This window comes from Mastigocladopsis repens PCC 10914 (assembly GCF_000315565.1).
In the GTDB taxonomy this organism is placed as follows: Bacteria; Cyanobacteriota; Cyanobacteriia; order Cyanobacteriales; family Nostocaceae; genus Mastigocladopsis; species Mastigocladopsis repens.
The window spans coordinates 2,170,129-2,196,171 of the sequence record NZ_JH992901.1; the positions used below are offsets into that span (position 1 = coordinate 2,170,129).

At 43.7% G+C, this 26,043-nt stretch carries 20 protein-coding genes; 13 read left to right on the forward strand and 7 right to left on the reverse strand.

Annotated elements, in window-relative coordinates:
- Positions 1 to 30: 30 nt before the first annotated feature.
- Positions 31 to 3,237 (reverse strand): alpha-mannosidase, encoded by a 3,207-nt coding sequence (locus MAS10914_RS0111765; protein ID WP_017316134.1) that lies wholly within the window; start codon positions 3,235 to 3,237, stop codon positions 31 to 33.
- A 103-nt stretch (positions 3,238 to 3,340) separates the two neighbouring features.
- On the opposite strand from MAS10914_RS0111765, the gene MAS10914_RS0111770 reads away from it, so the two are divergent.
- Positions 3,341 to 4,945, forward strand: a complete 1,605-nt coding sequence (locus MAS10914_RS0111770; RefSeq protein WP_017316135.1) for a hypothetical protein — start codon at positions 3,341 to 3,343, stop codon at positions 4,943 to 4,945.
- 191 nt (positions 4,946 to 5,136) lie between these two features.
- Here MAS10914_RS0111770 and MAS10914_RS0111775 read toward each other — a convergent pair whose 3' ends face one another.
- From MAS10914_RS0111775 to MAS10914_RS0111790, 4 genes are all read right to left on the reverse strand, one after another.
- The gene (locus MAS10914_RS0111775) at positions 5,137 to 7,641 is read right to left on the reverse strand and encodes a DUF3769 domain-containing protein (RefSeq protein WP_017316136.1); all 2,505 of its coding nucleotides are present in this window, start codon (positions 7,639 to 7,641) and stop codon (positions 5,137 to 5,139) included.
- A 215-nt stretch (positions 7,642 to 7,856) separates the two neighbouring features.
- The gene (locus MAS10914_RS32770; protein ID WP_071599824.1) at positions 7,857 to 7,973 is read right to left on the reverse strand and encodes a photosystem II reaction center protein I; all 117 of its coding nucleotides are present in this window, start codon (positions 7,971 to 7,973) and stop codon (positions 7,857 to 7,859) included.
- A 632-nt stretch (positions 7,974 to 8,605) separates the two neighbouring features.
- Positions 8,606 to 10,513 carry a 1-deoxy-D-xylulose-5-phosphate synthase gene (gene dxs, locus MAS10914_RS0111785; protein WP_017316138.1) on the reverse strand — a complete coding sequence of 636 codons (1,908 nt, stop codon included), beginning with the start codon at positions 10,511 to 10,513 and terminating at the stop codon, positions 8,606 to 8,608.
- A 187-nt stretch (positions 10,514 to 10,700) separates the two neighbouring features.
- Complete coding sequence (locus tag MAS10914_RS0111790; protein WP_017316139.1) at positions 10,701 to 11,384, reverse strand: S-layer homology domain-containing protein; 684 nt, start codon at positions 11,382 to 11,384, stop codon at positions 10,701 to 10,703.
- Between the two features lie 223 nt (positions 11,385 to 11,607).
- Here MAS10914_RS0111790 and rpiA point away from each other — a divergent pair, with 223 nt between their 5' ends.
- On the forward strand, positions 11,608 to 12,318 hold the full coding sequence (gene rpiA / locus MAS10914_RS0111795) for a ribose-5-phosphate isomerase RpiA (protein WP_017316140.1): 711 nt from the start codon (positions 11,608 to 11,610) through the stop codon (positions 12,316 to 12,318).
- 160 nt (positions 12,319 to 12,478) lie between these two features.
- On the opposite strand, the gene MAS10914_RS0111800 is transcribed toward rpiA, so the two are convergent.
- Positions 12,479 to 12,715 carry a hypothetical protein gene (locus tag MAS10914_RS0111800; RefSeq protein WP_017316141.1) on the reverse strand — a complete coding sequence of 79 codons (237 nt, stop codon included), beginning with the start codon at positions 12,713 to 12,715 and terminating at the stop codon, positions 12,479 to 12,481.
- Positions 12,716 to 13,086: 371 nt separating this feature from the next.
- Here MAS10914_RS0111800 and MAS10914_RS0111805 point away from each other — a divergent pair, with 371 nt between their 5' ends.
- Positions 13,087 to 14,268 (forward strand): aldo/keto reductase, encoded by a 1,182-nt coding sequence (locus tag MAS10914_RS0111805; protein ID WP_017316142.1) that lies wholly within the window; start codon positions 13,087 to 13,089, stop codon positions 14,266 to 14,268.
- A gap of 295 nt (positions 14,269 to 14,563) precedes the next feature.
- The gene (locus MAS10914_RS0111810) at positions 14,564 to 15,310 is read left to right on the forward strand and encodes a superoxide dismutase (RefSeq protein ID WP_017316143.1); all 747 of its coding nucleotides are present in this window, start codon (positions 14,564 to 14,566) and stop codon (positions 15,308 to 15,310) included.
- A 71-nt stretch (positions 15,311 to 15,381) separates the two neighbouring features.
- On the opposite strand, the gene rsmG is transcribed toward MAS10914_RS0111810, so the two are convergent.
- Positions 15,382 to 16,164 (reverse strand): 16S rRNA (guanine(527)-N(7))-methyltransferase RsmG, encoded by a 783-nt coding sequence (gene rsmG / locus MAS10914_RS0111815; protein WP_026082502.1) that lies wholly within the window; start codon positions 16,162 to 16,164, stop codon positions 15,382 to 15,384.
- Positions 16,165 to 16,286: 122 nt separating this feature from the next.
- Between rsmG and MAS10914_RS0111820 the strand changes: the two genes are divergently transcribed.
- The 9 genes from MAS10914_RS0111820 to MAS10914_RS0111865 all read left to right on the forward strand — a co-directional run bounded on the left by MAS10914_RS0111820 (position 16,287) and on the right by MAS10914_RS0111865 (position 26,041).
- Positions 16,287 to 16,949, forward strand: coding sequence for a glutathione S-transferase family protein (locus tag MAS10914_RS0111820; RefSeq protein WP_017316145.1), 663 nt, complete (start codon positions 16,287 to 16,289; stop codon positions 16,947 to 16,949).
- A 470-nt stretch (positions 16,950 to 17,419) separates the two neighbouring features.
- Entirely contained in the window at positions 17,420 to 18,667 is a 1,248-nt protein-coding gene (locus MAS10914_RS0111825; RefSeq protein ID WP_017316146.1) for an ABC transporter substrate-binding protein, read from the forward strand.
- Positions 18,668 to 18,674: 7 nt separating this feature from the next.
- Positions 18,675 to 19,625 (forward strand): branched-chain amino acid ABC transporter permease, encoded by a 951-nt coding sequence (locus tag MAS10914_RS0111830; RefSeq protein WP_017316147.1) that lies wholly within the window; start codon positions 18,675 to 18,677, stop codon positions 19,623 to 19,625.
- 115 nt (positions 19,626 to 19,740) lie between these two features.
- Positions 19,741 to 20,679 carry a branched-chain amino acid ABC transporter permease gene (locus tag MAS10914_RS0111835; RefSeq protein WP_026082503.1) on the forward strand — a complete coding sequence of 313 codons (939 nt, stop codon included), beginning with the start codon at positions 19,741 to 19,743 and terminating at the stop codon, positions 20,677 to 20,679.
- A gap of 5 nt (positions 20,680 to 20,684) precedes the next feature.
- Positions 20,685 to 21,482, forward strand: coding sequence for an ABC transporter ATP-binding protein (locus MAS10914_RS0111840; protein ID WP_017316149.1), 798 nt, complete (start codon positions 20,685 to 20,687; stop codon positions 21,480 to 21,482).
- Positions 21,483 to 21,507: 25 nt separating this feature from the next.
- On the forward strand, positions 21,508 to 22,248 hold the full coding sequence (locus tag MAS10914_RS0111845; RefSeq protein ID WP_017316150.1) for an ABC transporter ATP-binding protein: 741 nt from the start codon (positions 21,508 to 21,510) through the stop codon (positions 22,246 to 22,248).
- Between the two features lie 943 nt (positions 22,249 to 23,191).
- Positions 23,192 to 24,271 (forward strand): glycosyltransferase family 4 protein, encoded by a 1,080-nt coding sequence (locus MAS10914_RS0111855; RefSeq protein ID WP_017316152.1) that lies wholly within the window; start codon positions 23,192 to 23,194, stop codon positions 24,269 to 24,271.
- Positions 24,272 to 24,412: 141 nt separating this feature from the next.
- Positions 24,413 to 24,862 carry a hypothetical protein gene (locus MAS10914_RS0111860; RefSeq protein WP_017316153.1) on the forward strand — a complete coding sequence of 150 codons (450 nt, stop codon included), beginning with the start codon at positions 24,413 to 24,415 and terminating at the stop codon, positions 24,860 to 24,862.
- Positions 24,863 to 25,096: 234 nt separating this feature from the next.
- Positions 25,097 to 26,041, forward strand: a complete 945-nt coding sequence (locus tag MAS10914_RS0111865) for a S66 peptidase family protein (protein ID WP_017316154.1) — start codon at positions 25,097 to 25,099, stop codon at positions 26,039 to 26,041.
- Positions 26,042 to 26,043 lie beyond the last annotated feature (2 nt).

The following is a 26,043-nucleotide window of genomic DNA, read 5'->3' on the forward strand; positions in this document are numbered from 1 at the left end:
CAGTTGCGCTTAAGCGCAACTGCGAACTCTTTAGAAAACTTTAAAATTGGCGATTTTCCAAGCCTCTATTGTAAAGTTTTGTTGCTTAGATGAGAATTCCGGAGTAGGCAAACGCTCTAACAAGTCTACCGACTCTCCCAGAGTTAACCCCAAATCACTTTGGACGCGCAAATCGGCTGTCTTGCCATGACATTCGTAGCATCGAAGAATCCATTGCGCTGGGTCATCTTCCGCTTGCTTAAACGCCATTAATATCAAATTATCAGCAGATAAATCGAGTAAACTCCCCACAGGAGGTAAAGACTTATCGCTTTTCTCGTGTTGGGAAGTCAATAGTATAACTTGCATTGGTAAATTCAATTCATAGCCGTGTCTTACCGTACGGGCTGATTCCCAGCTACCAGCATGGGGATACAAGGCATATGTAAATTCGTGAAATCCTCGGTCTGCTTCTGCATCGGGCCAATTAGGACTGCGTAGCAGGGTCAAGCGTAGTTGATTGGGTTGGCTGTCGTAGCCATATTTACTATCATTTAGGAGGCTGACCCCGTACTGATTTTCGGTGTCAGTCAAATCTGCCCAACGCAAAGCCGGGACTTCCCATTTCGCCTTTTGAGCTGGAGTTTTGGGTTTAGTGGAACGGCGAATCGCCCCACAGGGAATTTCATAGGTAGCAAAATCAGCTTCTACGTTAAGGGGAAAAGCCGCTTTCACCAAAACCTGACGTTCTCGCCAATCAACAGTTGTGGCAATTTTGAGAACTGGTGAGTGCATTTGCAAGATGTAATCTTGGCAAAACTCAGATTCACCCAGTTGGCGCACCACGCGCACCCGACTTTGTACTGGTCCAGTTTCCAGCCACTCAAGAGATTTAAGCTGCATTGGTGGTAAGGGATGCTGGGCATAATTAGGGTCAATATTCCATGCATCCCAGTATTGACCACTGTCTTTAAAAGCTTGCAGTTGATTCCCCGCGCCACTGAGAACTTCTCGCTGATGGGTTTTGTCAAAGACGCTGGATAAGTCTCCAGTTTCAGAATTGACGACAACTCGCAGAAATTCATTTTCAAGAACCCAGTCAACGGAAGTAGAGGGAGTAGGGGAAGTGGGGGAAGTGGGGGGAGTAAGCCAAAAAACGCGGTAGCCAACGGGTGGAATATCTTTTGCTGAAAATAGTAGAGTTGATGCTTCACTCAACTGGGAAGGCTGCTTTTGTCCAGAAACGTCGTAAATCTGCCATTCTTGGTGAGCAGGTGCTGGTGAGGGTAAACTGACAGTGACTACCTCAGAGCGCTGCCAATTGAGAGAATTGAAAACGACAACAGGTAAACTGTTAGGTTGTGGTGGATCTGGTAAGTTTATTTGGAATGCAAGATAACTCAAAGACTGCTGCAATATCTCATTGCCAACCTTTTCCACCTCCTGCCAAGTTGGAAGCGCATCCACATAAACTTGAGTAATCGAAGAACCAGGCAAAATATCGTGAAACTGGTTAAATAAAACCTTTTTCCATGCTGCTTCTAGTTCAGCTTTGGGATATGTCACCTGACAGCTAATCGTTGCCAAAGCCGCAAACAGTTCTGCTTGATACAATAGCCCTTCACTACGACGATTCCAACGTTTTTGGTCGCCGTGAGTCGTGTAGCAACCGCGATGAAATTCTAAATAAAGTTCGTCCTCCCAGATAGGGAAGGAGGAAGTGGGGGAAGTGGGGGGAGAATCTTCTTGGTTATGGCTTGAAGCCTTGATTTGCTGTAGATAGTTTTCAGCGGTCGAGAATTCTAGTTGAGGGAAGAAGGGCGACTTTGAAAAGCGTTGGGCGGTTTCTAACATATCACGGGTGGGCCCGCCGCCGTGGTCGCCTACACCAGGGAGCCAGAGGGCGTCCCAAAGACCTGTTTGCGTTTGCCATTCGCAGGCAAAGGATGCCATTTTGATTGGATCGATCCCTTCACCAACGGGTGCAGACATGAGGCTAAAAACTTCACTACCGTCAGGCGATCGCCACCAAAAAGCACCATAATCAAACTTAGTTGTATCATTCCAGCGCAACTTCTGAGTCACGAAATACTCAATACCAGCATTAGCAAAAAACTGCGGCAAAGTTGCACAAAAACCGAAACTATCTGGTACCCATACCACAGTAGAAAGCTTGCCAAATTTCTCCAACACATAGCGCTGACCGTACAGCAGCTGACGGACAATTGATTCACCCGCAATCAAATTCAGTTCTGGTTCAACCCACAAACCGCCGACAACTTCCCAACGCCCAGTTTTGACAGCTTGTTGAATCGCATCAAATAAATCTGGGCGATTTTGTTCAATCCAAGCATAAAGCACTGGAGAAGAATGACAGAAAATCAATTCAGGAAACTCTTGCTGAAGCTTCAGAACCGATTCAAAAGTACTTTGTGCAGCCCGCCAAGTTTCACTTACACGCCACAGCCATGCTAAATCTAGGTGAGCATGACCTAATAGGGAAATTTTAGATTTTGAACCGCAGATGGACGCGGATGTACGCAGATAATTATTGATTTCGAGGAGATTTTCGCGAAGAGTAAAGAGCAAATTCTCAAACTCTCCCTTGTGTTCCTCTGCTTTCTCTGCGTCTGTGCGGTTCGTTTCCCAATCAATGTCCGCCACCACCGCTGCCAAATTATCCAACTTCTGGGACTCAAAAGATTCCAAATAGCGCTGCACAACAGCCAACTCATCAGCTACAAAACCGGGATCAGGTCGGTTCTCATCAGTAGACTCATAAATGAGGAGTGACTTTACCAAAGCACCATCACAATGACCCGGACTTACCAAACGCAAAGCTATGATAAATTCCTCTCCTGGTGTTACCGCAGGACTAAGAAGCACCCTAGGTGAAGAATCAAACAAATCTCCCTCAAGCGCCAATTTCCCATTTACATAAACTTGGGCAGAATCTGCCCACCAAACCAGCGCCAGTCGCAAAGACAAACCCTGTAGCGCATAACCCTGTAAATCTTGGGGAATGACTAATTTTTGCACCAACCATAGGACTTTTTGCCCTCCAGACCAAGCAATGTGTCCTTTGGCATTTAATTGGGCAAGGCTCCAATCAGAAAACTCACAGGTGCTAACATCAACAACAGGCAAGTCAGCTTCCCTGTATTGCCAAGTAGACGAAATATTGACTTGACAATAGGAGCGCAACTTCTCAATTGCTTCCGAAATGAATTTAGTATTGGGTTGAGATACTGGAGTCATAATTTCGCTAAGATGAGGAAACTCACAATCATCAACAGTCTTTCGATTTATTGTTTGGTGAGAGTCCGACAGCTAACAACGCTCTCAACAAAAATTCACTACCATGCCTTCTGCTACCCCTGGTCGTTATCAAAGTAGACTCTTTAATTTTTTCCACCAGCAATCTCGGCGCTGGGGCGAGCAATTTGATCGTACCAGACGGCATTTACAAGTCGCCGCCAGTTGGTCATTAGAGGCTCTACTTTACCCAGTGTATCTGCTGATTCAAAAAGCAACCAACTCAGCTGGCAGACAACTGCATACGGGCGAGCAACAACGCAGGCTCCATTTACAAGGAAACGAGGCTGGTTCCCAACTCGAAACTCCTCCATCTGCTGACAGTCCCATTGAGCGAATTCTAGAAGTAGTGGTGACTCTGCAAGTGGAGGACAAGCGGATAAGCAGACAAGCAGACAAGGGGAAAAGAATCTTTCCATCTCCCCATCCCTTTATCCTCCACTCGGGCACTCCCCCCCTCCCCCACTCCTCCACTCCTGTTATCGTGCAGGGAATTGCTTCACTTTTGGTAAATCGCAATTTGGTACTCGTCACTGCTGAAAATGAAATTCTGGATATTTTGACACCCCAGCAGCAAGAAAAATTGCGAAATCGAATTATTGACGAAGTTGCTAAATACTGGCGTTCCTGGCGGTTGACTCAAGTAGAAGACGACACAAAACTATTACCTGAAATTGACCGCCTGCTGAACAAGCTAACTTCGGGTCGTGGAAACAAGCTACCTGCTTTACCGCAGGACTCGAAAACAGAAAATGAAATTGAGTATAAATATTTACCTTTTCCTTTCCAGGGTCTAGCATTACTGGATGCAGCTGTTGCCCAGATAGAATCTCATACTGTAGTACCCATATCTCGCGCGAGTGGACAATTGCTCCAAGTTGTTCAAACTCAGCTAAACATATTTCTCTATGGTAAACAGCAGCAACTGACCACTCAACAAGAAGCATTAGCTGCTGATAGGAATCAAATATTGAATATTCAGGCTTTAATTTGGGGGGCAATTAATTACTTTTTTGGAGAGCGCAATACCAAGAAATTAGAGCAAACAACTCCAACAAATATAGGCTCAAATAGGAAATCACAAGCTGCCAGAATACTACAGCGTTCTCCTTCTTCAACTTTGCCGAAAAGCTCTCATTTGCAAAGCGAGAACATAGCAGACTCTTGGTTGACAATGAACGATTTGTTTGGTGAAGTGCAGCAGGTTATAGAGGTGGTTAACGAACAAGAATTGTTAGTGACATCATCCCCCACAAAATCTGCTATCCCCGCCAGTTCTTCTGCAAGAACCAGCAGACAAATCAATTCAAAATTCAAACTTCAAAATCTGCCCAACGGGTACGCTACGCCTTGGCGGAGTTTGCGGTTTGCGCTTACAAAATTCAAATTTTGGCATCTTTCCTCATCTCCCCACTCCCCGACTTCTAAGCCTGAAAGTGAGAGTGAAGGAAAAACTCTTCACCCGCAGCACCGGAAAAGCACTCAAGTTGAGGCAAAGCCAGATTGGATTGAAACACAAGCTCAAACAATAGGTTATGAGAAGCATCCTCTAGAGCAAATGCTCGAATGGCTAGACCGTATCATGCTTTGGTTAGAAGAGATATTTGTGAACATTGTGCAATTTTTATGGGCGCTGTTGCGAGAGAAATAAGATATAGCAGTTCTCGTCCGGATGAAGTACAGCTTTATCTGTGTGCATCTGTACGCCAGTCGCCACAACGGGGGGAACCCCCGCAAGGCGCTGGCTCGTCCATCTGTGGTTCCTTAATTCTTAAATGTATTCCACCCAATTGAAAACCGCTATAAGTAGGGGGAGTTTTCTTCTCTGACTTGCCCTACTCTCTATTCCTGCCGCACGCCTCCTACAACTGGCTTAAGTTCAGAGGGGTCGGAAAATGGATCGGTGCCGCCAGTCCAGTTAAAATCACTAATTCGGAAGCTGATCCCACCTAATTCCTGCACGGGATTGTAACGCAAGACGATTCCATAACTACGGCGGCTATATTCCAGAATGTAGTCTGTACTGCTGCGTTCCCCTGTGTCTAAGTTGATTGTCGTTTGAAAGCCGAAGCGGAATGGGCCATAAATTTGCTGTGAAATTTCAGCACTCAGCACTCGGTTATCTACATAACGGTCAAATAAGAATGGCGATAAGCCGCTGTTTAGACCTTGAGAGTAGCTGATTCTAAAGCCGGTATAGTCGAAAACGGATCGAGAGAAATGACCAAACTGCCCTTCTAGACCAATGGTACCAGTCAAGATGTTTTGGCTATCACCGCTGCTGTAGTAGCTGGTCGTACCAGTCAATCCACCAAAAAGTCTTACAAAGGGGACAACTGGGTTTGCTGTATACCGCAATCCCTCTGTGGCTGTAGCTGGTAATCCTTTGCCCTGCCACAGGAAAACGCCTCCATTGAGAGCAGCACTCGCTTGTAGACGGCTGAGTGAGATGCGGTCATGATCCCGATCTGCTTCCAGCAAGTCTTGGCGGTCAGTTCTGGCATTGATATACTGAGCACCAGCCTGATAGCTGAGATTGATGCCGCTGCCTAAAGGAATGACGGGAGAGGTCACAATACCGCCAAGACTACTTTGGACGGTTTGAAAGCCAAGAGTACCGTTGTAAAGGCGATCGCGATAGCTATATTCTAGTGCCAGCGTGTGAGGATTTTGCTCACCTAATAACTGGCGCAACCGCACACTCGCCCGCAGATTGTCTTCTATGTCGGCAAAGTCTAGACTTGTTAACAATCCAGAACCCTCAAGTACGGTTCGTGGACTTAAAGTCGCATTCAGTCTTGACTTTACACCAAACACCGATGCGAGATTACCAGTGCCGCCTTGTACTGCTTTTTGAGCAAAAAACTGAGGTGTGACACTTAAGGATAGCCCTGGTGTATTAATGGGTTTGAAGCTACGCTCAAGATACACGCCGCCTCGCTGATCTCCATCATAACCGATAGTGAATAATCCAGGAGTGACTTGACGCTCGCTGCGGTCAATGACCTGCTCATCCTTGGGAATAGGTACAGAAAACCCTTGGTCAAAAACTAAACGCTGTCGCTCTGTTTTGATGCGATCGCGCAATGGTGTCTCTCGCGTGACAGTGACTTTATCTGCCCGTACCTCTAACTCTGGAGGTGAAAAAGGGTCGTTGGTTAGGCGGACATTCTGAGCTTGCAAGCCTCGGGGATAAAAATCAATTCGTCCGGCTTCAAAGCGTATCCGTCTAATTTGACCCCCTTGTTTTGGCACAGATAGGTTCCTCGCACCCCCTGTACTACCTACGTTAATATTCAGTCCGCCAGGGCTGCTAGCTTGTAAGGGTTGATTCTCTGTAATCCGCTCGCTTAGAGGACGCGCAGGGACTCCTCCAGCTGTCACATCGGTGGGTAATAAAGAGAAATCCTGTCCGGCTGTTGGTATAAAAATCTCGCCGCTGCCATCAAATAACTCTCCGCTATCTTGGACAAGGTTATAAGTAAAGCGCTGACCACGTAGGATTTGGTCGCCCCGTGTCAATGCCACATTTCCTTCTCCCACTGCAATCAAGTTATCCAAACTGACTTGCAGGCGATCGGCATCCACGACTGCCCCATCAAATCGCACAACCACATTACCTTCAGCAGTGACAATTTGCCGTTGCTCGTCATACTGCTGCCTATCGGAAGTGACTTCCACAATTCTTTCTGTGGCTGGCGGCGTGTTAGAAGGTGCAGTTGTGCCGGATGGTTGACTTTGTTGCTTTATTGTGCTGTTGCTGGGTGTCGCAGGTGCTGACTGATTTTGGGCATCAGGTGCGGGAGTTGGCTGTTGAGTTGTCTGGCTACGAGTCTTGAATTCTATTTGTACTGGACCATCACTCCCTGATTTTTCAGTTGAGGCGTTGCCCTGATTTGGTGTTTGGGTCTCAACTACGGGTTGCGTCTGTTGAGATAAGTTCTTGATTTTGGTAACTGCTTGAGCAATTTGCTTTTTTGTGACAAATGTTTCTGCGGACGCAGTACTGTCACCATCATCGGGATGAGAGGTTTTAAGCTGCTGTAGCGGATAACCAACTGAAAGCTGCTGACCCAGTGAAGCTGCACTTTTAGAAGCGGTGAGGGGAGAAAATTCCGGTGGGAACATTTCCGGCTCACTGGGTGCAGAGACAATCTTAGCGACTAATAACTTACTATCAGTTAGCTTTTCTCCAGGCGTTTGGAGAGGAGGCGTTTCCCGTTGTGCCTCAGACTTCTCTTTGTTCCCCAGTGTTTTATTGTCAGTTTTTACGACTGGGGTGGGATTGGCAGATTGTAGAGGTTGGAGAATGGGAGGCGGTTCGGGCGGCAGAACTGGATGAAGCATACTCTAGCACGAATCAAGCTAACCAATAGCCAATAAATAGCCGGAAGGAAATCACACATTTTGCCTTCCGACTTTTGCCTTCTGCCTAGATAAAATTTAGGCAAGCCGTCCCGAAGGAGGACACTGGCTTAAGTGGTTTCCAGGCTAGTGTCCTAGTGTCCGTAGGCTTATAGTGTCTTTCGCCTTCCGGCTGTCACGGATAATTTGTCGCGCTTTTACTCGAGATCCCGACGACCGGGGTTACGAGCTGGGTCATTTGACAAAAATCCAAAGAAAAAGAGACCGACGAAGAAGGCAACAACTATATAAACAACGATTTTTAAAGTCAGCATTGAGAAATCTCCTTTGGGTATGAGAAGCTTTCAGTGTCTGCGACGCAGAAAAGATAGCTCTTTTATCTTACCCAAAACTTGTTCTCTTTATTGGAGAACACTGATAGTAGACCCACGCAAAGCAGCTGACCACGCAGTGGGTTCAGAGTCTTGTTTGTTTGTAGGTCAACTTGAAAAAGAATCTTACCGTAACTTTGTGTTTGTGTTGTGAGTTGTCTGACTGTTAAACACTCCTTAATAATAAGTTGTTCACTAGTTAATATCTCTGTTTATGTCAGACGTTGACTTATGGCAGATGTTTCCCACTTCAGACACCAAGCCTGTTCTTTAGATATAACTCCACCTTCAAAAATAGACTTAGTACAGGATTGCAAAAGTTGGTAACGAAATGAAGATGATGTATATCGTTCGTAGTCAGCACGAAGAGTGCTAAAGCACTTACTACAAATTAAAACGTCACGAATTCATCCAAAGCTGTACTAAGAAACCCGGTTGTCTAAAAAACCGGGTTTCTAGAGTAGTAACTAGGCATAACTAGACGAAAACCCAAAAAGTAGCAGGAGCTGGGTTTCATGACTCAACCCAGCCTACGTCATTTTGGAATTAATAAAGCGTGCCATTTCATTTGAAATTTAGCCCACCGCAGAAAGTTCTTGCTTAAAGAAAGCTTGCAAAACGCTTTGGGCTATCTGAGGACTAGTCAAACCTAATTCAGCCTTAGATTCATTTGGTTGGGCATGCTCCACTAATATATCTGGCACACCAATGCGCTTAATGGGAACGACTATGTCAGCATCCAACAGCGCTTCTGCAACTGCTGAACCAAAGCCCCCCATGACACAACCTTCTTCCAAGGTGACAACGCGCCCTATTTTCTTCGCCAATGGGAAAATTAATTCTGTATCCAGAGGTTTGGCAAAACGGGCATTAATCACGGTGGCTTCAATGCCATGTTCACTGAGAATTTCAGCAGCTTGCAATGCCGAATGTATTATTGTACCATAGCCTACCATCAACACATCATCACCGTGGCGGAGAATTTCTCCTTTGCCAATTTCTAAGGGTTCCCAGCCTTCTTCCATGAGGGGGACGCCGTAGCCGTTACCACGAGGGAAGCGCATGGCGATCGGTCCTGTGGTATGGTGTACGCCAGTCACAACCATCCGTTGCAGTTCCGCTTCATCTTTGGGTGCCATCAGTACCATGTTGGGAATGCAACGCAGATAGGCAATGTCGTACATTCCTTGATGAGTAGGACCATCAGCCCCAACAATTCCCGCCCTGTCCAGACAGAAGAACACGGGTAGGTTTTGGATACAGACATCGTGAATGATTTGGTCGTAGGCGCGTTGCAAGAAGGTAGAGTAGATAGCAACCACAGGACGCATACCTTCAGAGGCTAGCCCGGCGGAGAGGGTGACGGCGTGTTGTTCGGCAATGCCTACATCAATATATTGATCGGGCAGCTTGGCTTGTAATTTATCTAACCCTGTCCCCGTTGCCATTGCAGCAGTAATACCAACAATTTTGGGGTTTTGTTCGGCAAGTTTGACCAAGGTGTGGGCAAAAACTTTACTGTAGCCGGGGGGTTTGGGTGTATTGGAGGGGACGGCTTTGCCAGTTGTCAGGTTGAAGGGATTTTGGGCGTGATAGCCAACTTTGTCTTGTTCGGCTATGTCATAGCCTTTGCCCTTCACTGTTGCGACGTGTACCAAAACTGGTCCTGGTATTTGATGCGCCTGCTGGAAGGTAACAATCAATTCCTCTAGATTATGCCCGTCCACAGGTCCGATGTAAGTAAAGCCGAGTTCTTCAAACACCGCCCCTACTTTCGGAACAGCTAAACGCTTCATCCCTTCTTTGATACGTCCCAGTTCGGGAGAAAGGGATTCTCCGACGAAAGGAATTTGCTTGAACTGTTCCTCGAAGTTATCGGTAAGAAACTGTACTGGCGGACTCAGGCGGATTTTGTTAAGGTAGCGGGGAATCGCACCAACGTTAGGAGATATAGACATCTCGTTATCGTTGAGGACAACCAGCAGGTTAGTTTTGGGCATATGTCCAGCATGATTAATCGCTTCTAATGCCATACCGCCAGTAAGCGCACCATCGCCGATGATGGCAACAACTTTAAATTTGTCCCCTTGCATATCCCGCGCTAAAGCCATGCCCAATGCCGCAGAGATACTCGTGGAAGCGTGTCCTGCACCAAAGTGGTCAAACTTGCTTTCACAGCGCTTGAGATAACCAGCTATTCCGTCTTTTTGCCGCAAAGTATCGAAGCAACTATAGCGCCCTGTAATCAGTTTGTGAGGGTATGCCTGATGTCCTACATCCCAAATGACTTTATCATGATCTAAATCCAAGGTTTGGTAAAGCCCTAGCGTCAACTCTACAACACCCAATCCCGGCCCCAGGTGTCCCCCGGTGGCTGCTACGGTTTGGAGATGTTTATCCCGAATCTGACGGGCAATTTGTTGCAGTTGTCGAATCGATAAACCGTGCAACTGGTTGGGATGGGTGATTTCACTCAAGTGCATACTATAAGGGTTTTCCTCTCTTCTTTTTGTATTTTTGATTTTCCCATGCTCAGGTGAAGAGGCGCTTCATACTAATTTGACATTTATTTATTGAAGCAGGAACACGGTAATACCAAGAGTCAATAGAAAAACTTTTACACCTCAAAATTTATTCCTAACTACTAAGGTATCCCAAGATGTATGTGCCTTATTGTCGAGAAGACTCTGGGCTATTGTTACCACGAGGCACTTCCGGTGTTTCGGGTTGTGGCTGTTGTCTTTGCAAATATTTACTCAATACATCAGCCATATCTCCACGAGTCATTGGTTGTAAGGGGGAAAGATTGCCTTGTGCATCTGTATTCACAAATCCCTCACTCGCTACTGTGGCGATCGCTTTTTTTGCCCAAGCAGGAATAGACGCTGCATCTGGATATGGGGCAAGAATTTCATTGACACTTGCATCTGGAAACTGAAAAACTCCATATGCTTGGGCAAATATTGCCAAAGCTTCTGCCCTGGTGACTCTTTGATTGGGGAAAAATAAATTTCCGCGATAGCCTTTCATAATCTCGGTTTTTAAGACTATCTGCACATCATTAAACGCTGGATTGGAGGGAGGGACATCTGCAACTTTTATATTCTCTTTAGTGACAGCTTGTCGTTTATCTAGTTGAAATGCTTTCACCATAATGGAAGCTAATTCTGAGCGACTAAGCAAACGTTCTGGATAAAACTGTCCATCTGGGTAGTTAGTCATCACTTTGGCAGCAACGACTTTTCCAATTGAGTTGGATGATTCTTGAATCCTGGGTTTTTCTTGAGCATGGACTATGTTGGGAAAAAATTGCAATAGTGCCACTAATGAAAGAGTCCCCAAAAGCTTATGCATGATTCCCACCATTTTTTTTGAAAGCTACTTTGACTTGACAAAACAGCAATGATTTGTAATTAAAAATGCAGATGAATAAATATAGATGCAACCAAGATTATCTGCGTATATCGCAATCATCATTTTATAAACCTTATCAGGTGATGCCACCTGACCACTAATATGGACTTATAGCTGGCGCAAAAAGTGCCATGTCATAGATGAAAGAAGAGGAGCGTTGGGAATGACCGTAGCAGCAGACCCCGTGAAGTTGATGAAGCAAGAAGTCGGCAAAGCCGCCGCCGCCCTGGTACAATCAGGTTCTATTGTTGGGTTGGGTACGGGGTCAACGACAGCATACGCAATTCAATTTATAGGCGATCGCCTCAAGTCGGGCGAACTTAAAGATATTGTTGGTGTCCCTACCTCGTTTCAAGCAGAAGTGTTGGCGAAGCAGTACGGCATTCCACTCACCACCCTAGACGCTATTGACCACATCGACATCGCTATTGATGGTGCGGATGAAGTTGATCCGCAAAAGAATTTGATTAAAGGTGGTGGTGCAGCACATACCCGCGAAAAAGTCGTAGATTACTTAGCCAACCGATTCATCGTTGTCGTAGATAGCGGCAAATTAGTTGACCGACTTGGTTCTGTTTTTGCAGTCCCAGTAGAAGTCATACCAATGGCTGTTACCCCTGTAACACGGGCAATTGAAAAACTTGGTGGTCAACCAGAACTCCGCATGGGCGTAAAAAAAGCTGGTCCAGTCATCACTGACCAAGGCAACATGGTTATAGATGTAAAATTTACTACAATTGATGACCCAGTGAATCTAGAAAAAACACTGAATAATATTCCTGGTGTGTTAGAAAACGGCATCTTCGTCAATTGTACAGATGTGGTGCTAGTAGGCGAAGTGAAAGATGGTCAGCCTCTAGTAAGACAGTTGTAAGAATTGTAACTAGTATAGAGCGTATGTAGAGACTAGCAAGTGCTATTCTCTACATACCGAAAAATCCTGCAAATAACCTTAACTCAAAGTTATTGCCCTATACCCTAGCCTTAAATACCTGGCTTGATTAAACCAGAAGGAACGCTGTTATCTCCTGTGTTCAGTCTTGTCTATAAGTACTATTTTTAATATCTATTAACCAAAGTTTTTCTAAGGTAGCAATTCGTCGGCGGAAAACAGCAGCACGATACTTTTTATAAGTAATTATTCCTAGTACGAGAAACAGAGGAAAGGAAATGATAGAAAAACCTATGAGATTGTTAGCATAGGTTGTTGAACCCCCGGAGTGGTTATTGACAGAGTGAGTTGTTGATTGAGTGCTGAAGTCGTGTGGCATAAATACCTCTAATGAAATTCTAGTTCCACTAACAAGGCTTCATCGGGAACGTTTTATTTTTCGTGTAAATTTGGCGATTTTCCGGAATTATCTGGTCTGTGCTTGCTAAAAGAAAGATTTTTCTTAGTTTTTACGGGCAAAAACTCTTTTTTCTTCGTAGATAGCAAGTAAAGATAGTAGAGTACGCAAAATTTCCATCAAATCAATTAATGTCTTCACGCAAATGACTGTAAGCAACTTCCATCACACCCATCCAAGTGTTACATCATCTGTTCTTTTTGTCATTACTGAATTTAGTATCTAATATTTCCCTGTTCATCCTTAATTACCATAACTGTGACTATTTTTAATTGAGGTTCACGAATCCAATGATGTTGTATAGACGATTTGGACGCACAGAATTAAAAATGCCTGTGTTTTCCTGTGGTGGCATGAGATACCAATATAAATGGCAGGATGTTCCGCAATGGCAAATACCCCGCGATAATCAGGATAATCTGGAAGCAACTATTCGACGGGCAGCCGAGTTGGGAATTCATCACATTGAAACTGCCCGTGGTTATGGGAGTTCCGAAACGCAGTTGGGGAGAATTTTACCAACTTTAAAGCGCGAACAGTTAATTGTTCAAACTAAAGTCAGTCCCAATGCAGACCCTAAAGAATTTCAGCGGGACTTTGAAAAGTCATTGCGAAATCTTCGGCTAGATTATGTTGACTTGCTAGGAATACATGGTATCAACAATGCTGAGTTGTTAAACTATAGCATCCGTGCTGGAGGCTGTTTAGAGGTCGCAAAAAAACTTCAGGCACAAGGAAAAGTCAGGTTTATCGGCTTTTCTACACATGCACCCACAAATATCATTATCCAAACCATAGATACCAATCAATTCGATTACGTCAATTTGCATTGGTACTACATAAATCAAGTAAATTGGGCTGCAATTGAAGCGGCAAATCGCTTAGATATGGGCGTATTTATTATTAGCCCATCTGATAAAGGGGGAATGTTGTATAAACCACCACAAAAATTAATCAATCTTTGCACTCCCTTAAGTCCAATGGTGTTTAATGATTTGTTTTGTCTGAGTCACCCTCAAGTACATACCCTCAGTGTGGGGGCAGCAAAACCACAAGATTTTGATGAACACCTGAAAACCTTAGATTTGCTGAACCATGCATCTGAAGTTTTGCAACCAATTTTGGCACGGCTAGAGGCAGAAGCTATGATCACTTTAGGGGAAGACTGGGTGAAAACTTGGCATCTCAATTTACCTACTGTTGAAGAAACCCCTGGTCAAGTGAATATTCGAGCGATTTTATGGTTGAGAAATTTGGCGATCGCCTACGATATGCTGGAATATGCCAAAATGCGCTACAACATGCTAGGCAATGCAAGTCATTGGTTTCCTGGTAACAAAGCAGACAAGGTAGATAAACTAGACCTGCGGCAATGTCTTAACCGCAGTCCCCATGCTGACAAAATTAAGCGCGTCCTAGCAGAAGCACATCAAATGTTGGCGGGTGAAGCTGTGCAGCGCTTGTCACAAAGTTAGATTCATGCAATTTATTTTTAAGTAGAGACGTTGCATTGCAACGTCTCTACACGTATGAAGACGTCATAAAGAACTCTTAACAACAATGGTATTGACTCATCCCTCTAAAATGGCTCTCATCTTGGCTGTACTCACCCAAAAAAATTATTGTAATTATTAATACTCCAATTAAAATGTATTAAGAATTTATACTGTCTGAGTTAATTTACAATGAAAATCAAAAATTGGTATGATATTTAGCCTAAATTGAAGAAACTAAGAACTTAAAGTAGAATTTTTCGCAGCAGTCACTGTTATGCCTGTTAATCGTCGTCATTTCTTATTTTTACTCGGAGCAAGTGCAGGTGCTTTTGCCTTAGATGCTTGTGCTTCGGCACAGAATTCGCCCAGTCAAAACAAACCAAGCCCAAGCACAAGTCCAGGTAAAACAGGAGTTATCCAGCTACCACCATTGCCCTACCCCTACCAGGCGCTTGAACCACACATTGATGCTGCAACGATGCGGTTTCATCACGATAAACACCATGCAACTTATGTAAAAAATTTGAATGCCGCATTAGACAAACATCCAGAACTGAAAAGCAGAACTGTTGAACAACTGCTGCGTGACCTTAACAGTGTGCCAGAAGATATTCGTAGAACAGTACGCAATAATGGTGGTGGTCATGTAAACCACTCGATGTTTTGGAGAATTATGAAGCCGAAGGGTGGCGGAGAACCAACAGGGGCGATCTCATCTGCTATTAAACAAAACTTCAGCAGTTTTGCTAATTTCAAAAAGCAATTTAACGAAGCAGGTGCAAGTCGTTTTGGGAGTGGTTGGGTTTGGCTAGTCCGCACCAAAGATGGCAAGCTTGAAGTCAGAACGACAGCCAATCAGGATAGTCCTCTGAGTGAAGGTAACTACCCAATTATGGGCAACGATGTGTGGGAACACGCATATTACCTCAAGTATCAGAACCGCCGCGCCGATTACTTGAATGCTTGGTGGAATGTCCTGAACTGGGATGAGATAAATAAGCGGTTTGCCCAAGCGAGTTAAAACTACCTGACAAGGGAAGTAGGGGAAAGCAAAGACGTGGAAACACAGAGATTTTTACTCCCCCACTCCTCCTAAAGCGGCTTTTGGCTAGGTACACCAACAGGACGGGGAAACTGAGACGGTGTAGTTGCTACCTTACGCAAATAAAGGCAGTGACGGATGCTATGACTGAAGGGAGTTGTAAATTTTTCGATTGATTCAATGATACCACCCAACTGGTGAACGGCACTTTCCAGCGCTTTTGTTTCTTCTTCTGTCCAATTGCCACGGTAAATTATGGCTAAACCGCCCTGCTTAAGTAATGGTAGGGTATATTCAGCACAAACAGAGGCTGTCCCTACAGCTCGAATCAAGGCAACATCATAGCTTTGTCGGTGCTGCGGATGCTGACCTACTTCTTCAGCTCTACCAGTTAAAGTTTTAACGTTAGTTAGGTCAAGTTCAGCCCCGATTTTTTCAAGGAACGCAATTTTTTTACGGGTAGAGTCAAGCAGAGTCACAGTAGAATCAGCGACAGCAATTGCAACCGGAATCCCTGGAAAACCCGCACCAGTGCCGATATCTATGAAAGAAAGGGGAGTGGGGGAAGTGAGGGAAGATGGAGAAGTATTTTCTCCCCCGACTCCCCCATCTCTCAACAATGAGGTAATTCCTCGCAAAGAATCCCAAAGATGTTTTTCCCAAAACTCTTGCGGGTCAGTGATGCGAGTTAAGTTAAGCTGGCGGTTCCCCTCCAGAATGAATTCGTAAAGGCGTTGGAATTGCACCTGCTGTTGGACAGTGGGAGTCCAATGGAGAGTTTGCTGCCAAATATCTGCCACCTCAGGCAAAGAAGGCAATTTGAAGTTGTTCACAGTCACACAAATAGCTTTGGATTGTCTGCCAAGTTTTCTTTTTTTATTGTGAGAGCAATTCTATTGAGTGTAGGGTATATGGTGAGAATGCCCACTTTATTATAAAGCTGTAAGTTTTTCCCATGTTAAAGCTGTATCACTATCCGATTTCTCCAAATTCGCGCCGTATCTGGATTACTTTGCTGGAAAAAGAACTTGAGTTTGAATTGGTGGAGATGAAACTGGATGGCGAACAGTTCCAACCAGAATATTTAGCGCTTAACCCCTTCCACCATATTCCAGTTTTGGTAGACAACGGCTTTAATATAGTGGAATCTTTGGCAATTTTAGATTATTTAGAGGCAAAGTACCCCAAACCTGCGATGTTGCCAACTGATGCCAAGGATTTGGCAAAAGTGAAAATGGTGCAACTGGTGAGTGTAAATGAGTTATTATCTGCTACTGTTTCACTGTCTGGAGTGATGTTTGGCTTATCGGTTAATGCAGAAAAAATTGAACAAGCAAAGCAGAAAGCATCAACGGTACTGAAGTTTTTTGAGGATTTATTAGATGAACGCCCTTACTTTGGCAGTCAAAGCATAACTTTAGCTGAGGTTGTGGCTGGAACTATAGTACCTTGGTTACCGAGATCGGGTTTGTCTTTGAGTGATTATCCAAAATTGAGTGCATGGTGCGATCGCCTACTTGCACGTCCAGCTTGGCAAACGACTGAGGCGACACCGGAGGCAATGGAAGCGTTAAAGTCTCGCATGGCGGCAAGAATGACGCAGAAACCCACAAGCTAGCATACGACGATTAAAGCTGCTCTTTAGCCCGTCTGCATATGAGATGGGCTGGATGCTTCCACAAGAATCTAGAACTATATTTTATATAATTAAGAACCGCTATATGCAATAAGTCTAGTTTTATCAAGGAGTAAATTCTTGCATACTTTGTCTATTTGGCTTTTTTTACTGTAGCTCAAAGCCTGAAAATGGCAAATTATCTGTAAACTTTCTTTAAATGAATAAGTTATATAGCAATCCTAGACAAGTTGTGAGATTTTTATTGAAAACGAACCGCCAAGACGCAAAGAGCGCAAAGAAAAGAGAAAAAGAGAGTTATCACGAATGATTTAGGATTGCTATATAAAAATGACAATAATTTAATACAATTCTGATCAAAGTACTCTTAATGAGTATAGGACTCGCACAGAAACAGTCTTCTAGACTTTACTTTTTGTCAAGACTAATACTAACTTTATCATTCCTCGACCATGAAACAACCTGCTGCTATTACAACTGCAATATTTACGGCTTGTGCTATGCTGCTAACAGCCTGCGGCGGTAGCACTAACAGTAGTACAAATACTGGAACAAACAACACCACAAATTCTGCAACCAACGCCACAGCAACAACAAGTACGTCTGGTCCTATTCCCATCGGTATTGCCTTTGCACAAACTAGCAACGTGGCATTACTAGGTCAAGAGGGAGTCGCTGGAGCAAAGATTGCTGAGAAGTATTTTAATGATAAAGGTGGTGTTAATGGCACTCCAATTAAATTAGTGTTTCAAGACTCTAGTGGCGATGAAGCAGGAGCAATTAACGCTTTTCAAACTTTAATTAATAAAGATAAAGTTGTTGGTATTGTTGGTCCAACTTTATCACAGCAAGCTTTTAGCGCTGACCCTGTTGCAGAAAGAGCAAAAGTCCCAGTAATTGGAGCATCTAATACTGCTAAAGGAATTCCGGAAATTGGTGATTATGTGGCGCGTGTCTCTGCACCTGTGACTACTGTTGCTCCTCTTTCAGTGAAAGCTGCGCTCAAGCAAAATCCTAATATTAAAAGAGTTGCTGTCTTTTACGCTCAAAATGATGCCTTTAACAAGTCCGAAACAGAAATTTTTCAGAAAACAGTCAAGGAACAGGGACTAGAGATAGTCACAGTGCAAAAGTTCCAAACAAGTGATACTGACTTTCAAGCTCAAGCCACTAATGCTCTTAATTTAAAACCCGATTTAGTGATTATTTCTGGTTTAGCTGCTGATGGTGGTAATTTAGTGCGACAACTGAGAGAATTAGGTTATAAAGGCTTAATTGTAAGTGGCAATGGTTTGAACACAGGGAAAGTCTTCGCAGTCTGTCAAGCACTTTGCGATGGTGTGATTATTGCCCAAGCTTACAGTCCTGAATATTCAGGGGAAGTGAATAAGGACTTCCGCACCGCATATGTCAAGCAATTTAATGAAGAACCACCTCAATTTAGCGGTCAAGCTTTTGCTGCTGTGCAGGTATATGTAGAAGCTTTGAAAGCTTTAGATAAAAAGTCTAAAGTAAGTACAATGCCTCTGAATCAATTACGTACAGAATTAAACAAGCAGCTATTAGCAGGAAAATATGAAACTCCTCTGGGCGAGATTGCTTTCACACCTGTAGGCGATATCGTTCAAAAAGACTTTTATGTTGCCCAAATTAAGATGGACAAAGACGGAAAAAAAGGTAAATTCGCTATTTTAAAATAGTTGCAATATGAACTTAGCTATATTTTTGCAACAATTTTTGAATGGGTTATCTATTGGCAGCGCCTATGCCATTTTTGCTTTGGGATATACCCTGGTTTACTCCATTTTAGGCATCATTAATTTAGCTCATGGTGCTGTTTTTACCTTGGGTGCATATCTCACATATACGCTCATGGGTGGTGCTTTTGGATTTAATGGAGTGCTATCTAATGCATCGCTACCGATACAATTGCCATTTGCTATTGCCTTGATTTTGGGAAGTACTATCGCAGGCTTTGTTGGGGTGGCAATTGAACGTATTGCCTTTCTACCTTTGCGAAAGCGAGGTTCTGACCCTTTGCTAACAGTTGTTTCCAGTTTGGGTGTAGGAGTGGTTATTGTTAACTTAATCCAGTACTTGGTAGGTGCAGAAAGTTATACATTTCCTGCAAACACTTATGGTAATTTGCCACCATCTATCAACTTCGGCACGGCAGAAAACCCCATTCCCATTCGCACTGTTCAAATGGTGATTTTTGCCATATCAGTATTGATTGTGGCAATTCTTACTTATTTTATCAATTACACAAAGTATGGTAAAGCAATGCAGGCGATCGCCGAAGACCCGACAACCGCCAGTCTGTTAGGAATTAACAGCGATCGCTTTATTATGCTGACATTTTTTATCAGCAGTTTTGTTGCAGGAGTGGCGGGAACGTTAGTTGCTTCGAGTGTCAGCATTGCTGGACCTTATTTTGGGATAGGTTTTGGGTTAAGGGGGTTATCGGTCATTGTCTTGGGTGGTTTGGGTAGTATCCCTGGTGCGGTGCTAGGAGGTTTGGTGATTGGACTGGTGGAGGCGTTTGTCCCGGGAGAATACTCAGGGTATAAAGATGCTGTTGCCTTTGGCATCCTGTTTATTATGCTGTTAGTTCGACCCCAAGGTTTACTTGGACGTCGGTTTGTCCAGAAGGTGTAATCAATTTTGGATGTTAACCGCAGATGTACGCGGATGTACGCTGATAGATAAAGACAATTATCTGCGTGTAGCGCCCATTTGCAGTTACAACAATCTAACAATCTCAAATCACTTTATGGCTGAATTTATCGCTACTTACGGGTCTCTTATCGTCTCTATGGTGTTGGGGGCGCTGCTGGGGCTGTCGCTGTACTTACCACTGATGGCTGGACAGCTCTCTTTGGCAAGCCCTGGCTTTTATGCTTTGGGTGGTTATATAGCTGCGATTCTCTCCACAACCGTTTTTTCTTCCACAAGTGGTTCATTCCCCATTCCACTGCTATTACTGGAGATGTTAATTGCTGGTATCGTTTCTGGTTTATTAGGTGTGGCGGTAGGAATACCAGCGTTGCGGTTGCGGGGAATTTATTTGGCGATCGCCACCATTGCCTTTGTGGAAGTTCTGCGAGTCATATCTCTAAATTTAGAAATTACAGGCGGTGCTGTAGGAATTTTTTCCATCCCTCAACCTTTTCAAACACCAATCGAGTATTTGTGGATTGCGCTGCCATTGCTGCTGATCAGCATTATATTCATTTACCGTTTGGAACGCATCAGAGCAGGAAGGGCTTTCATCGCTATCCGTGAGGATGAATTGGCTGCAGGTGCGATGGGAATTAATCCGACTTACTACAAAGTTTTAGCATTTACGTTAGGGTGTATTTTGGCAGGAGTGGTTGGTGCAATGAGTGCCCATTTTCTCAACACTTGGAATGCACGTCAAGGAACGTTCGATGCCAGTATTATCTACTTAACTTTTGTGTTAATTGGTGGTTCTAGAACTTTTTTGGGTTCAGTCGTAGGAGGTATGGTATTTACAGCCTTGCCAGAAGTGTTGAGAGCAATAGCAGACACAGGCGGTTTACCTACCTGGCTCGCACAATTTCTCCGAGATGGTCGATTAATTATCTTTGGATTGCTTATAGTTATCGGTACAATATTTTTCCCTCAAGGACTTGTGACTCCAGATTTATTTAAAAAACGCAAAAATCGCAGGAATGAAGTCTTTAAATAAGTACAATGACTCAGGAAAATTTAACCAAAAATCACTTTGGATTACCGATATTAGAGGCGAAAGACCTCACTCGCCGTTTTGGAGGGCTAGTAGCGGTAAATAATGTTTCTTTTTCAGTCAACCAATATGAAATTTTTGGGCTTATTGGTCCCAACGGTGCTGGTAAGACAACTCTGTTTAATTTAATGACAGGCTTAATAACACCTTCTAGCGGGCAATTACTTTATCAAGGTGCAGAAATTTCCCAACTACGTCCCCATAAAATTGCTGGTTTAGGTATTGCTCGGACATTCCAAAATATTCGTTTATTTGCTGAACTTTCAGCTTTAGAAAATGTTATAATAGCGCGTCATTTGCAGACCAAGAGCAGTACAATAAAAGGTATTTTGGGATTGCCACCCGCTCCCAAGGAGGAACAAAAAAGTCAGCAAAAAGCTTTAGAGTTACTAGATTTGGTTGGTTTGAGTGAGCGTATTGACGAAAAAGCCAAAAATTTTCCCTACGGTGACCAACGACGACTGGAAATTGCCCGCGCCCTTGCTTTAGATCCGCAAATTTTACTGTTAGATGAACCTGCGGCTGGTATGAACCCCAGTGAAAAGCTACAGTTGAGTGAATTTATCCGTAACCTGCGAGATAGATTCAATTTGACGATAATTCTGATTGAGCATCATGTCCCCTTGGTTATGGGTTTATGTGACCGTATCGCCGTTTTAGATTTTGGGCAGTTGATTGCTTTAGGGGAACCATCTGTTATCAGAAATGACTCGGCTGTGATTGAAGCATATTTGGGCAACGAATAAGGATATTAACCATAGATTCACACAGATGAATACAGATACATTAAGTAATACACAAATTTTTAAAATTTTAGAAATTAAAGACCTTTATGTTAACTATGGAGGAATTGAAGCTCTACAAAATATTAATTTAGTTGTGAGCAAAGGCGAGGTAGTTACCCTGATAGGTGCTAATGGTGCAGGCAAAACGACGACTCTGCGTGCTATCTCCAAAATAGTTAATCCTCACCGTGGCAAAATTATGTACAACGGACGTAATATTACCCGCCGCCAACCTCATGAAGTTGTACAACTAGGTATTGCCCATTGTCCTGAAGGAAGAAGAGTATTAGCGCGGCAAACAGTTTTAGATAACTTACTATTGGGTGCTTATATTCGTTCCAATCAAACAGAGGTGAGAAATGATATCCAGTACCAATTTGAGAGATTCCCTCGTTTAGCACAAAGGCGTAATCAATTGGCGGGAACCCTCAGCGGTGGTGAACAACAAATGTTAGCTATAGCCCGTGCTTTGATGAGTAAACCTAAACTTTTGCTCTTAGATGAGCCTAGCTTAGGTTTAGCACCTACAATTGTCCGTGAAATTTTCACTATTATTCACAATCTGCGTGCTACAGGCGTGACTATCCTTTTGGTTGAACAAAATGCCAACCTTGCTCTACAAATTGCAGACCGTGGTTATGTATTAGAAGCTGGTTGCATCACTCTATCAGGTGCAGCATCGGAATTAATCACTGATGAGCGAGTGAAAAAGGCTTATTTGGGGTGATTAAGCTAGTGTTTTAGTAAAGAGTTGGGAGGCATAACACATGGTACAGTCACCAACTAAAACCCAGTCTTTGGAAGAGTTTCTCAAACTACCAGAAAGGGGATAGAGCTTTTTGTGCTTATGCCGAGACGATCTGTAGTGTCTGATCAATAGGCAAAATAAAACCCTCCAAGATGGCTTGGAGGGGTAAAGGCTCCGCGAGGAGTAAGTATTGGTCACTACATGAACATTGTTCCTTTGATATTAACTTGTGAACTGTAACAATCCTGGGACAAACTGAGCGAGCGATAGAAGTTTTTGCTCAAGTCCTAGCCATTGCTTGAACACATAACTTTAATGTGCTCATATACTTGAATCTGAATCAATTGTTTCATCTTCTACGTATCGGGATATATATTTAAGTGAACCATCATCGTTCAGTTGCATAGGAACCATATCCCTTTTTCCATTGACTGTGACATTAAAGTAGATAACTTTCCCAAACTGCGACTCGTTGTGGTAATTCATCATCCTTGCCTCCTGAATCTTAGCAGTATAGTGTTATATCCTCTCAGTTAAAATTTGTGAGGACATTGGTGGGTATATATGAATTAAGTTTAGACATAGCAAAGTGACAAACTCAGGACGAAAAAGTGACAAATTAGAAACAAAGTAAAAAATGGTTCTCCAAAGTAACCTTATATCGCCATTAAACTTTTGATCTGATATTCCGCATAAGCAAATATACTATCGCCATTCAATCTTTGAATCTCTATTTTTTATGAGCAAATATACTTAAAATACGGTTGGCGATCGCCTAATGAAATGCAAATCCTCGTGCTTAATCTTAGTGGTATGCAGTTAATCACCAGAACATTTTGAGAATGATAGAAACATAATCTGACATTTGCTTTTTGCCAACTTTATGCTTTAGTGTCATTGTGATTGTGTATCTCCACGCTCGATGACTGCTACTTCTCAATCTTTGAAGTTCCTCTTTGTCTCCACACCCGTTGGACCACTTGGTACTGGACTCGGCGGTGGTGTGGAATTGACGCTACATAACATTTCCCAAGAAATGATCCGGCGCGGTCATAAACTGCAAATAGTTGCCCCTTCTGGTTCTACATGGGATTGTTTACCTGTTGTGCAAATTCCTGGCAATTTACAAATCATTGCTCAGAGTCAGCAACGTGCAGCCCTTGTGACTATGCCAGAAAATTCGGTACTGGCGAATATGTGGGATTATGCACGTCAGGTTCAGAGTGAGTACCACCTGATTGTCAACTTTGGTTATGATTGGTTGCCATTCTACTTAACACCTTTTTTTCAACGTCCCATTGCCCACTTAGTCAGCATGGGTTCGTTAAATAACGCTTTAGACCAAATTATTAAACAAGTCGCAAAGCAGTTTCCTGGTACGATTGGCTTTCATAGCCTCGCACAAGCGGCTACTTTTGATCTTGAGGAGCAGTTTTTTTGCCTAAGTAATGGAATTGATACATCGCTGTATGAGTTTTGCGCCCAACCAAAACAACAGTTAGCCTGGGTCGGTCGAATTTCCCCAGAAAAAGGCTTAGAAGACGCGGTATCTGTAGCAAAAATGACTCAAATTCCGCTGAAAATTATGGGTAAACTCCAAGATGAATTGTACTGGCAGAAGATTTGCCAGGATTACGCAAATGCACCATTTGAGTATTTAGGATTTCTATCAACTTCCCAAATGCAGCAAGTTTTGCGCGAGTGTCGGGCATTGTTGATGACACACCGATGGGTAGAAGCATTCGGAAATGTGGCAATAGAAGCGCTTGCTTGTGGAGTCCCCGTGATTTCCTATCGTCGTGGTGGTCCTGCGGAAATTGTCCAAGATGGCAAAACGGGATTTTTGGTAGAACCAGATAGTCTCCCTGGGTTAGTTAATGCTGTTTCCCACTTGGATCAAATCAACCGTCAAACCTGTCGCGCCTCAGCAGAAACCGAATTTTCTCTGGAAGCTTTGGGCGATCGCTTTGAAGAATGGTTTATACAAATTTTAGATTTTTGATTCTAAGTGACCAAGCCCCTACGGGGTAAAGCGAATTGCTTTCAGTTTATGACGGGAGAACCTCTGTCTAGGGAACGATATGACTGATGGGCTAGATCAAGTAAAAATAGGATGCTAAGTTATAGATGCAGATTGTATTCTATGAAACAGAATTATTTTAAGAAACAGCTTTCGACTGTAGGACGCTTTCTGGCTACAGTTCTGTTTTGTGTGTCAGCGATCGCCTTGGTTTGGCAGGGTGCGTTTTTCTCGAACACTGTAGCAATGGCTTCGCCTGCCGCAAACTTAATCGCCGAGGCAGACATAGGCTCAGAGATTCAAGGGAAAGTTAGTAAAGATGCTGGACGAGCCAAGAATTTCATCCGAGATACGGCAGATCGAGTTGAGCGAACTGCAAACAAAAATGCTGATCGAGTTGAGCAAGCAACGGATGACAATGGTAGTTTTGTTGAGCGCAAAGCAAACAGAGATGCGGCTCGAATTGAGCAAAGAGCAGAGCAAGATGCGGCTCTGACTCAGAAAGCAGTAGACAAGACAAAGAATGCTGTTGAACGCACTGTTGATAACATCAAGGATGCTTTTAGCAAATAGAGAATAGATAGGCGTTGTAATAGTAAGCAGGCATAAAACAGGAAAATATCTCAAAATTTGGGAGGGCTTTATTGCGCCTTCCAAAATTTTTTGTTTGAAAACCTAATCCCTAATCCCCAGTTCCTTTTACTTTTTTTATACTCAGTAGTTCTTAATGCTTAACCGAACTGTATTGGTTGTCAATCAACCAGGTGTATCATTTGTGTTTAAAGTTTTTAAACTAGAAAATGCTTAATGCAATCCAAAACTCAAAATCTTATATCTAAAATTGTTCCACCACCTCTCAAACCAGGTGACTTACTACAAGTGATTGCTCCCAGCGGTGCTTTGCGAGAATTTGAAGCTTTCCAAAAAGGGGTAGAAATTTGGCGCTCGCGTGGCTATCAGTTAGAAATCCTACCAGAGATAGACGACAAATGGGGATATTTAGCAGGTAAGGACGAACACCGTCGCGAGCAGCTAGCCACAGCATGGAAAAAGCCGGAGTGTCGCGGTATCGTTTGTACTAGAGGTGGTTTCGGCAGTACCCGCATCCTAGAAAATTGGACATGGGATTGTCGAGACATTGTATCCAACGTCTCGACAGAAAAATGGCTCGTTGGCTTTTCTGACATCACCGCTCTTTTGTGGAGCCTTTACACAACAGGGATTTGCAGCGTTCACGGTCCCGTGCTGACAACTCTCGCCTCAGAGCCAGATTGGTCAATCCAAAGGTTATTTGATGCCGTCGAAGGTCGCTCTCTTGCACCTCTCAAAGGTTGTGGTTGGGGTGGGGGCGTTGCTACTGGTATTCTATTACCTGGTAATCTCACGGTTGCCACCCATCTCCTTGGTACGCCAATGCTACCAGATATGGATGGTGTGATATTAGCATTAGAGGATGTGACAGAAGCTCCCTACCGCATTGACCGAATGTTGACGCAGTGGCGGATGAGCGGTGCTTTAGCAAAAGTGCATGGTATTGCGCTGGGTAGCTTTAGCCGTTGTGAACCACCACCAAACGTTCCTAGCTTTAGTGTTGAGGAAGTTTTGCGCGATCGCTTGGGTGATTTGGGCATTCCCATCGTCTCAAACTTGCCTTTTGGTCATGAAGCGCCCAACGCTGCTTTACCAGTTGGTGTATTGGCAACTTTGGATGCAGAGCAAGGAATTTTGAGTTTAGGGGAGATGGAATGTTGACT

Excerpts from the sequence above, each read along its gene's own strand:
- MAS10914_RS0111765 (WP_017316134.1), bottom strand. The coding sequence starts at position 3,237 with ATGACTCCAGTATCTCAACCCAATACTAAATTCATTTCGGAAGCAATT.
- MAS10914_RS0111770 (WP_017316135.1), top strand. The coding sequence starts at position 3,341 with ATGCCTTCTGCTACCCCTGGTCGTTATCAAAGTAGACTCTTTAATTTT.
- MAS10914_RS0111775 (WP_017316136.1), bottom strand. The coding sequence starts at position 7,641 with ATGCTTCATCCAGTTCTGCCGCCCGAACCGCCTCCCATTCTCCAACCT.
- MAS10914_RS32770 (WP_071599824.1), bottom strand. The coding sequence starts at position 7,973 with ATGCTGACTTTAAAAATCGTTGTTTATATAGTTGTTGCCTTCTTCGTC.
- dxs (WP_017316138.1), bottom strand. The coding sequence starts at position 10,513 with ATGCACTTGAGTGAAATCACCCATCCCAACCAGTTGCACGGTTTATCG.
- MAS10914_RS0111790 (WP_017316139.1), bottom strand. The coding sequence starts at position 11,384 with ATGCATAAGCTTTTGGGGACTCTTTCATTAGTGGCACTATTGCAATTT.
- rpiA (WP_017316140.1), top strand. The coding sequence starts at position 11,608 with ATGACCGTAGCAGCAGACCCCGTGAAGTTGATGAAGCAAGAAGTCGGC.
- MAS10914_RS0111800 (WP_017316141.1), bottom strand. The coding sequence starts at position 12,715 with ATGCCACACGACTTCAGCACTCAATCAACAACTCACTCTGTCAATAAC.
- MAS10914_RS0111805 (WP_017316142.1), top strand. The coding sequence starts at position 13,087 with ATGTTGTATAGACGATTTGGACGCACAGAATTAAAAATGCCTGTGTTT.
- MAS10914_RS0111810 (WP_017316143.1), top strand. The coding sequence starts at position 14,564 with ATGCCTGTTAATCGTCGTCATTTCTTATTTTTACTCGGAGCAAGTGCA.
- MAS10914_RS0111820 (WP_017316145.1), top strand. The coding sequence starts at position 16,287 with ATGTTAAAGCTGTATCACTATCCGATTTCTCCAAATTCGCGCCGTATC.
- MAS10914_RS0111825 (WP_017316146.1), top strand. The coding sequence starts at position 17,420 with ATGAAACAACCTGCTGCTATTACAACTGCAATATTTACGGCTTGTGCT.
- MAS10914_RS0111830 (WP_017316147.1), top strand. The coding sequence starts at position 18,675 with ATGAACTTAGCTATATTTTTGCAACAATTTTTGAATGGGTTATCTATT.
- MAS10914_RS0111835 (WP_026082503.1), top strand. The coding sequence starts at position 19,741 with ATGGCTGAATTTATCGCTACTTACGGGTCTCTTATCGTCTCTATGGTG.
- MAS10914_RS0111840 (WP_017316149.1), top strand. The coding sequence starts at position 20,685 with ATGACTCAGGAAAATTTAACCAAAAATCACTTTGGATTACCGATATTA.
- MAS10914_RS0111845 (WP_017316150.1), top strand. The coding sequence starts at position 21,508 with ATGAATACAGATACATTAAGTAATACACAAATTTTTAAAATTTTAGAA.
- MAS10914_RS0111855 (WP_017316152.1), top strand. The coding sequence starts at position 23,192 with ATGACTGCTACTTCTCAATCTTTGAAGTTCCTCTTTGTCTCCACACCC.
- MAS10914_RS0111860 (WP_017316153.1), top strand. The coding sequence starts at position 24,413 with ATGAAACAGAATTATTTTAAGAAACAGCTTTCGACTGTAGGACGCTTT.
- MAS10914_RS0111865 (WP_017316154.1), top strand. The coding sequence starts at position 25,097 with ATGCAATCCAAAACTCAAAATCTTATATCTAAAATTGTTCCACCACCT.